This window comes from Sulfitobacter litoralis, assembly GCF_900103185.1.
In the GTDB taxonomy this organism is placed as follows: Bacteria; Pseudomonadota; Alphaproteobacteria; order Rhodobacterales; family Rhodobacteraceae; genus Sulfitobacter; species Sulfitobacter litoralis.
Genome location: NZ_FNJD01000001.1, coordinates 241,297 through 255,810, shown reverse-complemented (window position 1 = coordinate 255,810; position 14,514 = coordinate 241,297). Strand labels below are relative to the sequence as shown.

Sequence of the window (14,514 nt, the reverse complement as noted above, 5' to 3'; positions counted from 1 at the left end):
GTCACCAAAGAAAAACGCAGCCCCGGTGCACCCGCGGCTGCGTTTTTCGTTTTCAGGGGCGTGCAGGATTACATGTTGTCCAGCAGCGCTTCGCCGCCCGACATATCGCAGACACCGGCTTGCACTTCGGCTTGGAACAGCGTGACCTTGCCATCATCCACTAGCATCGCATAGCGTTTGGAGCGCGAGATCAGGCCCGCGGGCTCGGCCGAGAATTCCATGCCGATGGCTTTGGTAAAGGCGCTGCTGGCATCGGCCAGCATGGTGATGCCCGCCGCTGTCGCGCCGGTTGACTCACCCCAAGCCGCCATAACGAAAGGGTCGTTGCACGATACGCAGATGACCTCGTCCACGCCCTTGGCGTCGAACTGGTCCTTGGTGCGCACAAAGCTGGGCACATGCGCGGAATCACAGGTCGGTGTATAGGCACCGGGCACGGCAAAGACGACGACCTTGCGGCCTTTTAGCTTGTCAGCCATCTGCACAGGCTTTGGCCCGTCGGGGCCCATTTGCACCAGCGTTGCGTCGGGCAGCGTGTCACCTTGGGAAATCGTCATATGCGAGACCTTTCGTGTCATTGCGTTTGTCTTCAAGGAAGATATAGGCTTTGCACGCAGGCAGGAACACGGTTTTTTCGAAAGGGGCTAGGATGGGTCATGTGGTGGTGATCGGGGCAGGTCAGGCGGGGTCATCCTGTGTGGCCAAGCTGCGCAACTCCGGCTTTGAAGGGAAAATCACGTTGATCGGGGCCGAAGCCGTGCCCCCTTACCAACGCCCCCCCCTGTCCAAAGCCTATCTGTTGGGCGACATGGCGCTTGAACGGCTCTATCTGCGGCCCGAAAGCTTTTATCCCGATCACGGGATCGACCTGATGCTGGGCACCACAGTCGACAGCATCGATCCGGCAGCGCAGACCATTCGGGTGAACGGCGGGAACATGCCCTATGATGATCTGGTGCTGACCACCGGATCGTTCCCACGCCGCCTGCCTGCCAGCATCGGGGGCGATCTGGAGGGCGTGCATGTGGTGCGTGACCTCAGCGACGTCGATACGATGGGCCCGCGCTTTGCCAAAGGCGCGCGGGTGCTGATCGTCGGTGGTGGCTATATCGGGCTAGAGGCGGCCTCGGTTGCGGCCAAGCTGGGGTTGCAGGTGACACTGGTAGAAATGGGCGACCGCATCTTGCAACGGGTTGCCGCGCCGCAGACATCAGATTTTTTCCGCGACCTTCATGCCGCGCATGGGGTGACCATCCGCGAGGGCGTTGGTTTGGAACGTTTGATAGGCGATACCCATGTCACCGGCGCGCAGCTGTCGGACGGGTCTGAACTTGCGGTGGATTTTGTGATTGTCGGCGTTGGTATCGGGGCTGCAACAGCGCTGGCCGATGCGGCAGGCATTGTGAATGACAACGGGATCATGACGGACACGCACGGCCGCACCTCTGCGCCGCATGTCTGGGCCGCGGGCGATTGCGCGTCCTTCCCCTATCGCAGCGGGCGCATCCGGTTGGAATCTGTGCCACACGCCATCGATCAGGCTGAACTGGTGGCAGAGAATATCATGGGTGCGGATAAGGAATATGTCGCAAAGCCGTGGTTCTGGTCCGACCAATATGACGTGAAACTGCAGATCGCAGGGCTGAACATGGGCTATGACCGTGTCATCACCCGCCGCACCGATGCCGATAGTGTGGCCTTTTGGTACTATCGCGGGGACGAACTGCTGGCGGTGGACGCGATGAACGATCCGCGCGGGTTCATGATCGGGCGCCGGTTGATCGAGGCGGGCAAATCCCCCGCGCCCGCGCTGATCGAAGACCCCGCCACAGACATGAAAGCGCTGCTGAAATCATGAGGATCATCGCCGGCAAACACCGTGGTACGCAGCTGGCTGATGTGGGCAAGGGCGACACCGAAGCGCATTTGCGCCCCACCTCTGATCGTGTGCGCGAGAGCCTGTTTTCGATGCTGACCCATCACAACGTCATCAACGGCGCGCGGGTGCTGGACCTGTTCGCAGGGACGGGTGCCTTGGGCCTAGAGGCGCTGTCGCGTGGCGCCCGCGAAGTCGTGTTCATCGAGAACGGGCGCGTCGGGCAAAAGCTGATCACCGAGAACATCAAAAAGCTGCGGGTCGAGGGTGAAACGACGCTGATGCGGTCGGATGCGACAGCGCTTGGCGACTGGATCGCGGCACCGTTCGATCTGGTCTTTCTTGACCCGCCCTATGGCAAAGGCATGGGGCAGGCCGCGTTGATCAAGGCGCGTGCAGGCGGCTGGTTGACCCCCAGTGCCATGATCGTCTGCGAGGAAAACGCCCCGCTTGATCCGCCCCCAGGGTTCACCCGCGAGGACAAGCGCAAATATGGCGACACATGGATCACGCTGCTGACACCTAAGTAGCCGACAGGTCCGCTGCTAGATGCCGCTTTGCATTCGGAGCGCTGCGGCCTATGTGCTACACAAAGACCTAAAGGAAAGTAGACCGCCATGAGCCTGAGCATGACCAGCACCTTCATCAAGCCGATGCACCCCGAGGGGCGCAAGTTCGTGGCTATCTTTGCGGCGATCACGGTGGTGCTTTTCATCATCGCTGAACCTCTGGGGTGGCTGGGTGTCGGCGCAACCGTGTGGTGCTACTACTTTTTCCGCGACCCAGAACGTGTGACACCCAAGGGCGACCACCTTGTCATCAGCCCTGCCGATGGTATCGTGTCCCTGATCGAACCTGCCGTGCCACCCGCAGAGCTGGGGATGGCAGACACCCCCCTGACGCGGGTCAGCGTGTTCATGAACGTGTTTAACTGCCACGTGAACCGCGCGCCCGTCGCAGGCGAGATCACCGAAATCGCTTATCGCCCCGGCAAGTTTTTCAACGCCTCGCTGGACAAGGCGAGCGAGGATAACGAACGCAACAGCCTGCGTATCAAAATGGCCGATGGCCGCGAGGTGGCAGCCGTGCAAATCGCCGGACTGGTGGCGCGTCGTATCGTTTGCTTCACCAAGAAAGGCGCGCATACGCAGGCGGGTCAGCGCTTTGGCCTGATCCGCTTTGGCTCGCGTGTTGATGTCTATCTGCCCGAAGGCGTCACCCCGCGCGTCAGCATCGGGCAAACCATGGTCGCAGGCGAAACCGTTCTGGCGGAGCTTTCCTAAATGACAGATATGCCCCCCGTCGCACCCGATAAAGTGAAAACCGAATTTTCGCTGCTGCAGCTGTTACCTAACATGCTGACCATTGCCGCGATCTGTGCAGGTATTTCGGCTATCCGGTTTGCCGCCGAGGGGAATTTTTCGCTGGCCGTCGCGTTGATTACGCTGGCCAGCATCCTTGACGGCATGGACGGAAGCACTGCGCGCTATCTGGGCAGCAACAGCAAGATCGGTGCCGAACTGGATAGTCTCGCGGATTTCGTGAACTTTGGCGTCGCACCGCCCTTGGTGGTGTATTTCTGGGGGCTGCAGGATTTCTACCGCGCGGGCTGGCTTAGTGTGCTGGTCTTTGCGATTTGCTGCGTGATGCGACTGGCGCGGTTCAACGTGGATTCGCGGACCAAAGACCCGCTGGACGACGGTGGCTATTTCACCGGCGTGCCATCGCCTGCAGGCGCGATGCTGGTGATGTTGCCGATCTACCTGCCCTATGCCTTTGGCCCCGGTGCTGCGATGCCGGATGCGTTGACGTGCCTCTATATCGTGCTGGTCGGCTGGGTCATGGTCAGCCGCATCCCGACATGGTCGTTAAAGTCGGTCAGCTTTTCGCGGACCAACGTGACCTATTTCCTGATCTTCTTTACCGGCTTCATCGCCTGTCTTGTCAGCTTTCCCTGGGCCACCTTGGTGATCTGCTGCTTTGCCTATGCGGGCAGCGTGTTGTGGGCCGTGATCGAGCTTGAGCTCGCCAAGCGCCGGGGCTGAAAATCAGCCCTGGCTATAGGTCGGGTGGAACATGCCGCCGGGGGATTGGGTAAAGATCTCGCAGCCGGTTTCCGTCACGCCAATCGAATGTTCAAACTGCGCTGACAGGGATTTGTCGCGGGTCACGGCTGTCCAGTCATCGGCCAGTACCTTGGTTTCGGCGCGGCCCAGATTGACCATCGGTTCGATGGTAAAGAACATGCCGGGCTCTAGCACCGCACCGGTGCCGGGGCGGCCATAGTGCAGTACGTTTGGCGGGGCATGGAAAACGCGCCCCAGCCCGTGACCGCAAAAATCAGTGACAACGCTCATCCGGTGGGATTCCGCAAAGGTCTGGATCGCGTGACCGATGTCGCCAAAAGTGTTGCCGGGTTTCACGACCTCTATGCCGCGCATCAGTGCGTCATGGGTGATATTAATCAACCGCTCTGACTTGCGCGACAGCTTGCCTGCGACATACATCCGCGAGGTATCGCCAAACCAGCCATCGACGATCACGGTGACGTCGATGTTCAGAATGTCGCCATCCTTGAGCTTTTTGTCACCTGGGATGCCGTGGCACACGACGTGGTTCAAAGAGATGCAGCTGGCGTGCTGATAGCCTTTGTACCCGATGGTGGCCGATTTCGCGCCTGCGTCTTCGACCATCTGCGTGATGACGCCGTCGATGGCACCCGTGGTCTGCCCGACAAAGACATGTTCGGCAATATCATCAAGGATTTGCGCCGCCAGCTTGCCCGCCGCGTGCATCCCCGCGAAATCCGAGGGGTCGTAAATGCGAATGCCATCTTTGGTCTGGCGTCCTCGGTGTTCGTTCATCACCGCTGTCTCCGTCATATGAATTTGGTGTTGTCTAACCCGCTTGGTTCCCAAGAACCAGTGCAGGCGGGTCGATTAGGGGGATTGTACCTGCAACGCTGACCCCTTGGGGGCTGATATGGGTGCCAATGACATGGGTTTCCAGTCCGGCGGCACGGGCGTCGGCAAAGGCCGCCGCATAAGCGGGGTCAATGTCGGCAGCCACGCAAAAGGTGCCGCAATCGGTACGCTGCACCAGATAAAGCAGCACCGCGCGGTGCCCGTCACGCGCCATCTGCGCCAGTTCGCCCAGATGCTTGGTGCCGCGTTTGGTCACGCTATCGGGGAATTCGACCAAACCGTCGGTACGTGACAGGGTGGCAGACTTTACCTCGACATAGGCGTCGGGCAGACCGGTTTCGGTCAGCAGAAAGTCGATGCGCGAGTTTTCACCGTATTTCACCTCGGGCCGCACGGTGGTGTAGCCGGCAAAGGGGGCGATCTGCCGATCCATCAATGCGGCCTTGATCGCGCGGTTCGGCAGCGCGGTATCGACGCCGGTGAAATGCCCGTTTTCATGGTCAACCAGCCGCCAGCCATAGGTCAGCTTGCGCTTGGGGTCATCATTGGGCTCGAGCCAGATTTTCATACCGGGAGTCGCCAAACCCATCATTGACCCGGGGTTGGCGCAATGGGCCGTCACCTCGGTGCCGTCCTCTAGCTGGCAATCGGCCAGAAACCGTTTGTAGCGGCGGATCAGGCGGGCGGGGACAAGTTCGGTTTGAAAGCGCATGGGGTGTGACCTATACCTCAATCAACGGCCCCTCAAGGAGACAGCCATGCCCAATCCCACTGCTGCGATGATCGTCATCGGCGATGAAATCCTGTCGGGGCGCACCCGCGATTCAAACATGCACCATCTGGCAGGGCAGCTGACCAGCGTCGGGATCGACCTGAAAGAAGTCCGTGTGGTGGGCGACGAGAACGGCACCATCATCGCCGCGGTGCAGGAACTGTCGCGGGTCTATGACAGCGTGTTCACCAGTGGCGGCATCGGGCCGACTCATGATGACATCACCGCTGATTGCATTGCCGCTGCGTTCAACAAGAATATCGATGTGCGCGAGGATGCCCGCGCCATACTGGCCGAACACTATGCCAAAAGCGCAACCGAGCTGAACACCGCCCGCCTGCGCATGGCGCGTATCCCTGACGATGCCACTCTGATTGATAACCCTGTGTCCGCCGCACCGGGGTTCAAGCTGGAGAACGTCTATGTCATGGCTGGTGTGCCCGCGGTGTTCGAAGCGATGGTTGCCAGCGTTTTACCGACGCTGACCGGTGGTGCGCCGCTGATCAGCGCCACCCATCGTATCGAACGGGGCGAAGGCGATATCGCTGGACCGTTGGGAGAGTTGGCAACGGCCTATCCGACCCTCGCCATCGGGTCCTATCCGTTCCAGAAAGACGGCAAATACGGCGCGCATATCGTGATCCGTGGTAATGATCAGGCCGAGATCGACGCGGCCATTGCCGACCTTGCAAAGGTGTTCCCATGACCGATCTGTCACAGCTCTATCACGTCATTGACCACACCTGGCCCGCGGCGAAAATCTGGACTGAAACAGGTTGGACCCTGCGCGACGGGCAGGGCGGGGGCAAACGCGTCTCTGCCGCGACGATGGCCGAACCGAATGCCGATATCGGTCAGGCAGAAGCTGCGATGCGCGCCATGGACCAGCGGCCCATTTTCATGATCCGCGATGGCGACGACACGTTAGACGCAGAGCTTGCCGCGCGTGGGTATGATATTGTCGATCCGGTGAACCTCTATGTGGCCCCTGTGGGCAAGCTGACCGATGTGCCGATGCCGCGGGTGACCGCGTTCCAGATATGGGAACCGCTGGCCATCATGACCGAGATTTGGGCCAAGGGCGGCGTCGGCCCCGAACGGATCAACGTGATGCACCGCGCCGCGACCAAAACCGCGATCCTGACCCGCTGGAATGAGATGCCCGGTGGCGTGGCCTTTGCCGCACTGCATGACGGGGTGTGCATGGTCCATGCGGTCGAGGTGCTGGAACACCAGCGCGGGCAGGGCGTCGCCAAATGGCTGATGCGCAGCGCCGGTTTCTGGGCGCAGGCGCAGGGAGCGACGCAGGTGGCGGTTCTTTGCACAAAGGCGAACGCGGCCGCGAACCGCCTGTATCAAGGACTGGGCTTTGATCTGGTAGGCCACTATCATTCCCGTCAATCCCCTGACTAAAGGAGCCGCCCCATGGCGCATGATGCCCCCACTGCCCTGAACCTGCCGATGGTTGATCCGCTGCCCGAGGACACGCAGAAATACTTTGATGTCTGTCAGGAAAAGCTGGGGATGGTGCCGAATGTGCTGCAGGCCTATGCCTTTGACATGGACAAGTTGAACGCGTTTACCGCGATGTATAACGATCTGATGCTGGGCGCGTCGAAACTGTCAAAGCTCGAGCGCGAGATGATTGCGGTCGTCGTGTCGTCCGTGAACAAATGCTACTATTGTCTGACGGCCCATGGCGCGGCTGTGCGGCAACTGTCGGGCAACCCGATCCTTGGCGAACAGATGGTGATGAACTGGCGCGTCGCTGATCTGGACGCACGCCAAACCGCGATGCTGGCGTTCGCCGAACATCTGACCGTTGCCAGTGCCAAAACCACGGAGGCGGACCGTCAGGCGCTGCGCGATGTGGGCTTTTCGGACCGCGACATCTTTGACATCGCATCGGTCACAGGGTTCTTCAACATGACCAACCGCGTCGCCAGCGCCACCGAGATGAAGCCGAACGACGGCTATCACGCGCAATTCAGATGATCGGCTGGCGTGCCGGGCTGATCTGGCTTTTACTGGCGGGTGGGGCTAACGCGTTGGAATTGTCCTTGCCCGCCGCGGCGCGGCAAACCGTGGCGCGCGATACCGGTCCCGATAGCTACCTTGCGCCGGTCTCTGCCTATGAGGACGGCGGCTTTGCCAGCGTCAAGATCGAAGGCGCGATCGCGCGATCTGCTTGGCGGTTAGAGGCTCCGGGCCTGACCCCCTTGCAGATCATGCGCCCCTTGCGCACCCAGCTAGAGAATGCGGACTACAGGATCGTGCTAGATTGCAGTGCTACGGTTTGCGGGGGCTTTGATTTCCGCTTTGCGATTGAAACACTGCCCGCGCCGAACATGTATGTCGATCTGCGTCAGTATCAGTTTGTCACCGCCGTCAAAGGGTCGCTGCAAGCGCCAGACGCGGTTGTGACGCTATTGATCAGCACCACCGACACCTCGGCCTATCTGCAAATCGTGCAAGCCGATACCCAAGCGGGCGCAGCCAGCCCCGTCGCCTCGGTCGTGGCACAAGATACCCAACCCGCAGCCCCCGCAGCCCCCGACGCTCCGGCGCAAAGCCCGTCCAAGATGGCATCTGCGTTGGAGGAATTCGGCCATGTTGTGCTCGCGGCGCTGGATTTCGATACCGGCACGGCGGCCTTGGGACAGGGGGAGTTCGACGCGTTGGTCAATCTTGCGGCGGTGTTGAAGGATCAACCCGATCTGCGGATTGCTCTGGTGGGGCACACGGACAGCGTAGGGGGGCTACAGGGCAATATCACGCTGTCGAAGAACCGCGCAGCGGCGGTGCGGCAACGTCTGATTGCCGTCCATGGGATCGCGGCCGACCGGATCGACGCGCAGGGCATGGGGTATCTGTCGCCGATTGCGTCTAATCAAACGGAAGCGGGGCGGGATGCCAACCGCCGTGTCGAAGCCGTCCTGTTGCCTGCCAGCTGAATACCGCATTCAAAAAAATCCCCGCTGCCCTAAAAAGGGAGCGGGGTCGGCCACATGCGGGCCAAGTTCACCGAGGGCAGTTGGTGATCTCGTGTTACCAGTCCGTAGGACCTTTTTCGGCAAAGGTATGGGCTAGAAAATCAATGAAAGCGCGCACCTTGGGCTGGGTGAACCGGCCCGGAGGATAGACGGCATAAATGCCTTGGGTTTCGGGCGGCAGATCGGGGATCGCGTCTTCGACCAGCCCTTTTTCCATCGCGTCGGCGTAAAGAAAGCTGGGCAGATAGGCGATGCCAAGACCCGAGATGGCGGCATTCAACAGCGATTGACCATCATTGACCGACAGCCAGCCCGCCGTGCGCACCTGACGCTTTTCGCCCGAGGGGGAGGTCAGCTTCCACATATTGCCGCTGGATTGGTTCGAATAATGCAGCAGCTTGTGATCGTTCAAGTCGTCGATCTTTTCGGGGCGGCCGTATTTCTCGAAATAGCCGGGCGACGCGATCATGCGTTTGGTCGTCTCGGTCAGTTTGCGGGCGCGTAGGGTGCTGTCTTCCAGCTCTCCGATACGGACGGCCATGTCGAAGCCTTCGCTGATCAGTTCAACATAGCGGTTGTTCAGCACCATGTTGACGGTGATATCGGGGAAATCGGCCAGAAAGTCGGACAGGGCAGGCGACAGATGGTTAACGCCAAAGTCCGTCGCGACCGAAATACGCAAAAGGCCCGAGGGCGCGGATTGCATCGACGTTACCAGCGCATCGGCTTCGCCCGCATCATTCAACACACGGCGGGCACGGTCATAATAGGCAAGGCCGATCTCTGTCGGGCTGACACGGCGGGTCGTCCGGTTCAGCAAGCGCGCCCCAAGCCGCGCTTCAAGCGATGAGACATGTTTGGATACGGCGGATTTGGAGATACCCATCTTCTTGGCAGCATCGGTAAAGCCACCTTGGTCCACGACCGTGGCGAATGCTTCCATCTCTGTCAGGCGGTCCATACCCGTTCCCTTTCATCATCTGCGTCTGAAAATGGTATGGCGGCCAAATCAGGCAGGATCACGGCAGTGGTGAGACAGTGGAGAGGTATTTGTAGGGATCGTTCGCGGCGGAGAAACAGGCGGGGACTAGATCCAGCGCACCAGTTTCAGGGCCAGAAACATCAGCAGCGCCAGTCCGACCATGCCCAGACACAAGATGGCAAAGGCCCATGGATGATCCACACCCGGCATGCCGCCGACGTTGACCCCGAACAGACCGGTCAGAAACCCCAGCGGCAGAAAGATCGCGGCAGCCACCGAAAGCACATACCCATGCCGCGCCTGCCGTTGCGCCGTATTGGCGTCATGCTCTTCCTGAACCGACACCAGGCGGTCGCGCAACTCGTCCAGTTCTTCGACGGCAATCAGCGCGCTGTTGGCTTGTTCGCGCAGTTCCAGCTGGCTGTCGTCGGGGATTAGCGGAATATCAAAGGCTGCAAGCTTGGTCAGGGCCACCCGTTGCGGATCAAGATAGCGCCGCAGCCGGATCACGCTGCGCCGGATTTCGGGCAGTTCGTGCGGCATCGGGGTATTCTTGTCTTCTAGATCATCCTCAAAGAACTCCGCCTGTTCATCCAGCCCCGCGACGTGTTCTTGCACCCTCTGGGTCAGACGGCCCACCAATTCCTCAAGGAACTCGGCAGGGCTGGGAGGGGCCTTTTGCGCTTCGGCGTCGCGGCGGATCGCGTCGATGGCAAAGACTTTCTTGCGGCGCACGGTGATCAGCAGGTCGGAATCCACATACATCCGTACCGATACCATTTCATCGGCGTCCTGCCCCTCGTTCATGTTAATGCCACGCAGGTTCAGGATCAGCCCGCCTTCAAAGCGGTCACAGCGCGGGCGGGTCTGTTTCTGGATCAGCGATCCGGCGGGGATTTCATGCAGGTGTTCGCGCACCCAAGGGTCGAGCATCGGGTCAGCTAGATCAAAGTGCCACCAGCGATAGATGCCCGGCCCAGTCAGCTTTGTATCGGCGGGCACTTGGGTCGTGCCGTCGGCAAAGATATCGAAAACGCAAATCGGCATGGCCACACCCTGAAACAACTATTAATCTCGCGCATTTTGACAGACCGGAGCCGAGGCGCAAGACGTGCTGCGTGGGGTAAGGCGGGCAAAGGGCAGGGCAGCCCGCCACCGCCTGCCCTGATGTCGGAACGATAGCTTACAGCGCGGCGGCCAGACGGGTGCCTTGGTCAATCGCACGTTTCGCGTCCAGTTCTGCCGCGACATCCGCGCCACCGATAACGTGACAAGGGATGCCTTTGGCTTCAAGCGCATCGGCAAGCGACCGATCCGACAGCTGACCGGCACAAAGCACGATCGTATCCGCCGCGATTACCTGCGGCTTTTCACGTGCTTCGCCAAAGCTGATGTGCAGCCCCTCTGCGTCGATCTTTTCGTAGTTGACGCCCGCAATCATCTGCACGTTTTTCATGGTCAGGGATGCGCGGTGGATCCATCCGGTCGTTTTTCCCAGGCCTTTGCCGACCTTGGTGGTCTTGCGCTGCAACATGGTGACTTCGCGGGCAGGGGCGTGGGGTTGCGGCCCTTCGGGCGCAAGGCCAGAGCGGTGATCGGCAGGGTCCGTGACGCCCCATTCCTTCATCCATTCGGGCAGGTTGGTCGTGGTGCTGTCTCCATCGTGGACCAGATGTTCAGACACATCGAACCCGATGCCGCCTGCACCGATGACGGCAACGCGCTGACCCGCCGTAACGGTGCCGTTCAGGATATCGATATAGCTGACGACATTGCCTGCGTCCTGACCGGGGATTTGCGGATCACGCGGGACAACACCTGTGGCGATGATCACCTCGTCATAATTGCCCAGATCATTGGCCGAGACTTCGGTGTTCAACTGGACCGCGACGCCATGTTCCTTGATCATCGCGCGGTACCAGTCGACGAGGCCCCAGAATTCCTCTTTGCCGGCGACTTGCTTGGCAAGGTTCAACTGGCCGCCGATCTCTGATGCGCGGTCAAAGATCGTGACCTTGTGGCCGCGCTCTGCCGCGGTGATGGCCGCTGACAGACCCGCAGGGCCGGCCCCCACCACAGCGATGGATTTGACCGCATCGGCGGGATCGACGCGCAGTTCAGTCTCGTAGCAGGCGCGCGGGTTGACCAGACAGCTCGAGATTTTGCCGCCAAAGGTATGGTCCAGACAGGCTTGATTGCAGGCGATACAGGGCGCGATTTGGTCGGACTTGCCTGCCGCTGCCTTGGCGACGAAATCGGCATCGGCCAGCATGGGACGGGCCATCGACACCATATCAGCACAGCCGTCCACCAGCACCTCTTCGGCGACTTCGGGGGTGTTGATCCGGTTGGAGGTGATGAGCGGGATGCCCACCTGACCCATCAGCTTTTTCGTGACCCATGCAAAGGCCGCCCGCGGCACCGAGGTTTGGATCGTCGGGATGCGCGCCTCGTGCCAGCCGATGCCGGTGTTGATGATCGTGGCCCCTGCGGCCTCAACCGCCTTGGCAAGCTGGACGACCTCATCGAATGTCGATCCGTTAGGGATCAAGTCGATCATCGACAGACGGTAGATGAGGATGAAGTCAGGGCCCACGGCCTCGCGCACGCGGCGCACGACCTCGACGGGTAGCTTCATGCGGTTCTCGTATGACCCGCCCCATTCGTCGGTCCGCTTGTTGGTGTGAGTGACAAGGAACTGGTTCAAGAAGTACCCTTCGGAGCCCATCACCTCTACCCCGTCATAGCCTGCCTGTTTGGCACGCAGGGCGCAGGCGGCGATATCGCTGATCTGCTTTTCAATGCCGTCGGCGTCCAGCTCTTTCGGGGCGAACATCGAGATGGGGGATTTGATCGCGGATGGGGCGACGCAATCGGGGCTGAAGGCATAGCGCCCCGCGTGCAGGATCTGCATCGCGATCTTACCGCCGGCCTCGTGCACGCGATCGGTGACGATGCTGTGGTTGTCCACGTCCTTTTGCGAAACCATCATTGCCGCACCATGGGCGACCGAGCCTTCGGGGTTCGGGCCAATGCCGCCCGTGACCATCAACCCCACATCCCCGCGTGCACGGGTGGCATAGAATTCGGCCACGCGGTTCCAATCCTGCGTTTCCTCAAGCCCGGTATGCATAGACCCCATCAGCACGCGGTTCTTCAACGTCGTGAAGCCCAGATCAAGCGGGGCAAGAAGGTGCGGATAGTCGGACATTTGGCAAACCTTTCGAGGGCTGAATGTATGGTACTGGGCAGTTCTGTGCTGCAGTTCACCTTAAGCCTGCGGTTCTGTCACGCACAACGCTGCGTAAGCCAATATACATGGGCGCGGGATTCGTGCTAATTCCCGTGGGACTTCTCTTGCCGCGAAAGGCCCCTGACATGACGCCAGACGAAATCGCCCAACTGCCCTATCGCCCCTGTGTCGGGGTCATGCTGGTCAATGCCGACGGGCACGTGTTTGTCGGGCAGCGTCGGGACCGTGATCAAGATGCATGGCAGATGCCACAAGGTGGCGTCGAAAAGGGTGAACACGCCGAAGTCGCCGCCCTGCGCGAGCTGGAGGAAGAAACCGGTATCCCCCCAAGCTCTGTCACCGTGGTGGCACAGACCGAAGGATGGCTGCCGTATGACCTGCCGGTCGATCTGGTGCCCAACATCTGGAAAGGCCGGTTCCGCGGGCAAGAGCAGAAATGGTTCCTGCTGCGCTTTCACGGGTCGGATGACGAGATCGACCTTGATACCGAACACCCCGAATTTTCTGAATGGCGCTGGCTGCCTGTGCACGATCTGGTCGACAACATCGTGCCGTTCAAGCGCGAGGTCTATACCGCTGTGGTCAACGCCTTTGCAGGCCATTTCGTGAACGCCTGACAAACAGGCGCGCGACGTTCGACCTTTGCCCGATTGCGTAGCGGATATCGTCCAATGTGCATGATCGGAAACCGATTGCGTTGATTTGGCGGGCAGCGCGGTCGGCACCTACCCTTTTTTGCGCATCGCGAACTTGACGGGGCTGGGATGGATAGGGAACAGGTAGCTATCGGCGCGCGACGTCGGACCGTCTAGCCCTAGGATACACCCGATGAAGACATATGCCATGACCGTGAAATGCCCCTCTGCGCGTGGGGTCGTCGCGGCGATCGCGAATTATCTGGCCGATCAAGACTGCAACATCTCTGACAGCTCTCAGTTCGACGACAAGGAAACCGGCGGTTTCTTCATGCGCGTCAGCTTTGAAAGCGAGGCCGACGTTGATCTGGCGACGCTTTCGGACGGCTTTGCCGATGCGGCGCGGCCCTTTGACATGGCCTATGAGTTCCACGACGAGGCGGTGAAGATGAAAGTCGTCATCATGGTCTCGCGCTTTGGGCATTGCCTGAATGACCTGCTGTATCGCTGGCGCATCGGCGCACTGCCGATTGATATCGTCGCGGTGGTGTCCAACCATATGGAGTATCAAAAGGTCGTCGTGAACAACGACATCCCGTTCCACTGCATCAAGGTCACAGCGGAAAACAAGGCCGACGCCGAAGCGCGGATCATGGCGGTGGTAGAAGACGCAGGCGCCGAGCTGATCGTGCTGGCACGCTACATGCAAATCCTGTCAGACGAGATGTGCCAAAAGATGTCGGGGCGGATCATCAATATCCACCACTCGTTCCTGCCCAGTTTCAAGGGGGCGAACCCCTATAAGCAGGCGTTCCAGCGCGGGGTAAAGCTGATCGGGGCGACGTCGCATTACGTAACCGCCGATCTGGATGAAGGCCCGATCATCGAGCAGGACATCGTGCGCGTCACCCATGCGCAATCCGCCGAGGACTATGTCTCGCTCGGGCGGGATGTCGAAAGTCAGGTATTGGCGCGGGCGATCCACGCGCATATCCACCGGCGCGTGTTTGTGAATGGCAACAAGACGGTGGTCTTTCCTGCCTCGCCGGGGTCCTACGCCTCTGAACGGATGGGGTGAC

The 14,514-nt window shown here is 60.3% G+C and carries 16 protein-coding genes; 10 read left to right on the top strand and 6 right to left on the bottom strand.

Annotated elements, in window-relative coordinates:
- Positions 1-68: 68 nt before the first annotated feature.
- Complete coding sequence (locus tag BLQ98_RS01305; protein ID WP_093731548.1) at positions 69-557, bottom strand: peroxiredoxin; 489 nt, start codon at positions 555-557, stop codon at positions 69-71.
- Positions 558-649: 92 nt separating this feature from the next.
- Here BLQ98_RS01305 and BLQ98_RS01300 point away from each other — a divergent pair, with 92 nt between their 5' ends.
- The 4 genes from BLQ98_RS01300 to pssA all read left to right on the top strand — a co-directional run bounded on the left by BLQ98_RS01300 (position 650) and on the right by pssA (position 3,921).
- On the top strand, positions 650-1,858 hold the full coding sequence (locus BLQ98_RS01300; RefSeq protein ID WP_093731547.1) for an NAD(P)/FAD-dependent oxidoreductase: 1,209 nt from the start codon (positions 650-652) through the stop codon (positions 1,856-1,858).
- Entirely contained in the window at positions 1,855-2,406 is a 552-nt protein-coding gene (rsmD, locus tag BLQ98_RS01295; protein ID WP_093731546.1) for a 16S rRNA (guanine(966)-N(2))-methyltransferase RsmD, read from the top strand. The genes BLQ98_RS01300 and rsmD overlap by 4 nt, the downstream gene beginning before the upstream one ends.
- 93 nt (positions 2,407-2,499) lie before the next feature.
- Positions 2,500-3,159, top strand: a complete 660-nt coding sequence (locus tag BLQ98_RS01290) for a phosphatidylserine decarboxylase (RefSeq protein WP_208596004.1) — start codon at positions 2,500-2,502, stop codon at positions 3,157-3,159.
- On the top strand, positions 3,160-3,921 hold the full coding sequence (gene pssA / locus BLQ98_RS01285; RefSeq protein WP_093731544.1) for a CDP-diacylglycerol--serine O-phosphatidyltransferase: 762 nt from the start codon (positions 3,160-3,162) through the stop codon (positions 3,919-3,921).
- A gap of 3 nt (positions 3,922-3,924) precedes the next feature.
- On the opposite strand, the gene map is transcribed toward pssA, so the two are convergent.
- The gene (gene map / locus BLQ98_RS01280; protein WP_093731543.1) at positions 3,925-4,740 is read right to left on the bottom strand and encodes a type I methionyl aminopeptidase; all 816 of its coding nucleotides are present in this window, start codon (positions 4,738-4,740) and stop codon (positions 3,925-3,927) included.
- 34 nt (positions 4,741-4,774) lie between these two features.
- Positions 4,775-5,512: a DNA/RNA nuclease SfsA gene (gene sfsA / locus BLQ98_RS01275; protein WP_093731542.1), complete on the bottom strand. Its 738-nt coding sequence runs from the start codon at positions 5,510-5,512 to the stop codon at positions 4,775-4,777.
- Positions 5,513-5,558: 46 nt separating this feature from the next.
- On the opposite strand from sfsA, the gene BLQ98_RS01270 reads away from it, so the two are divergent.
- From BLQ98_RS01270 to BLQ98_RS01255, 4 genes are read left to right on the top strand one after another with little or no spacing between them, the layout of a single operon-like run.
- Positions 5,559-6,278 carry a competence/damage-inducible protein A gene (locus BLQ98_RS01270; RefSeq protein ID WP_093731541.1) on the top strand — a complete coding sequence of 240 codons (720 nt, stop codon included), beginning with the start codon at positions 5,559-5,561 and terminating at the stop codon, positions 6,276-6,278.
- Complete coding sequence (locus tag BLQ98_RS01265; RefSeq protein ID WP_093731540.1) at positions 6,275-6,985, top strand: GNAT family N-acetyltransferase; 711 nt, start codon at positions 6,275-6,277, stop codon at positions 6,983-6,985. The genes BLQ98_RS01270 and BLQ98_RS01265 overlap by 4 nt, the downstream gene beginning before the upstream one ends.
- Before the next feature lie 12 nt (positions 6,986-6,997).
- A complete protein-coding gene (locus BLQ98_RS01260) occupies positions 6,998-7,567 on the top strand; it encodes a peroxidase-related enzyme (protein WP_093731539.1) in 570 nt (189 codons plus the stop codon).
- Positions 7,564-8,526 carry an OmpA family protein gene (locus tag BLQ98_RS01255; protein WP_093731538.1) on the top strand — a complete coding sequence of 321 codons (963 nt, stop codon included), beginning with the start codon at positions 7,564-7,566 and terminating at the stop codon, positions 8,524-8,526. Before BLQ98_RS01260 ends, BLQ98_RS01255 begins: the two co-directional genes overlap by 4 nt.
- A gap of 94 nt (positions 8,527-8,620) precedes the next feature.
- Here the strand turns inward: BLQ98_RS01255 and BLQ98_RS01250 are convergent, their stop codons facing one another.
- The 3 genes from BLQ98_RS01250 to BLQ98_RS01240 form a co-directional block, all read right to left on the bottom strand.
- Positions 8,621-9,526 carry a LysR family transcriptional regulator gene (locus BLQ98_RS01250; protein WP_093731537.1) on the bottom strand — a complete coding sequence of 302 codons (906 nt, stop codon included), beginning with the start codon at positions 9,524-9,526 and terminating at the stop codon, positions 8,621-8,623.
- Between the two features lie 126 nt (positions 9,527-9,652).
- A complete protein-coding gene (locus BLQ98_RS01245; RefSeq protein ID WP_093731536.1) occupies positions 9,653-10,594 on the bottom strand; it encodes a zinc transporter ZntB in 942 nt (313 codons plus the stop codon).
- Between the two features lie 136 nt (positions 10,595-10,730).
- Positions 10,731-12,758, bottom strand: coding sequence for an NADPH-dependent 2,4-dienoyl-CoA reductase (locus tag BLQ98_RS01240; RefSeq protein WP_093731535.1), 2,028 nt, complete (start codon positions 12,756-12,758; stop codon positions 10,731-10,733).
- 167 nt (positions 12,759-12,925) lie between these two features.
- Here BLQ98_RS01240 and BLQ98_RS01235 point away from each other — a divergent pair, with 167 nt between their 5' ends.
- Together BLQ98_RS01235 and purU are read left to right on the top strand one after the other, a co-directional pair.
- A complete protein-coding gene (locus tag BLQ98_RS01235) occupies positions 12,926-13,417 on the top strand; it encodes an RNA pyrophosphohydrolase (protein ID WP_093731534.1) in 492 nt (163 codons plus the stop codon).
- A gap of 211 nt (positions 13,418-13,628) precedes the next feature.
- A complete protein-coding gene (gene purU / locus BLQ98_RS01230; protein ID WP_093731533.1) occupies positions 13,629-14,513 on the top strand; it encodes a formyltetrahydrofolate deformylase in 885 nt (294 codons plus the stop codon).
- Position 14,514: the final 1 nt, after the last annotated feature.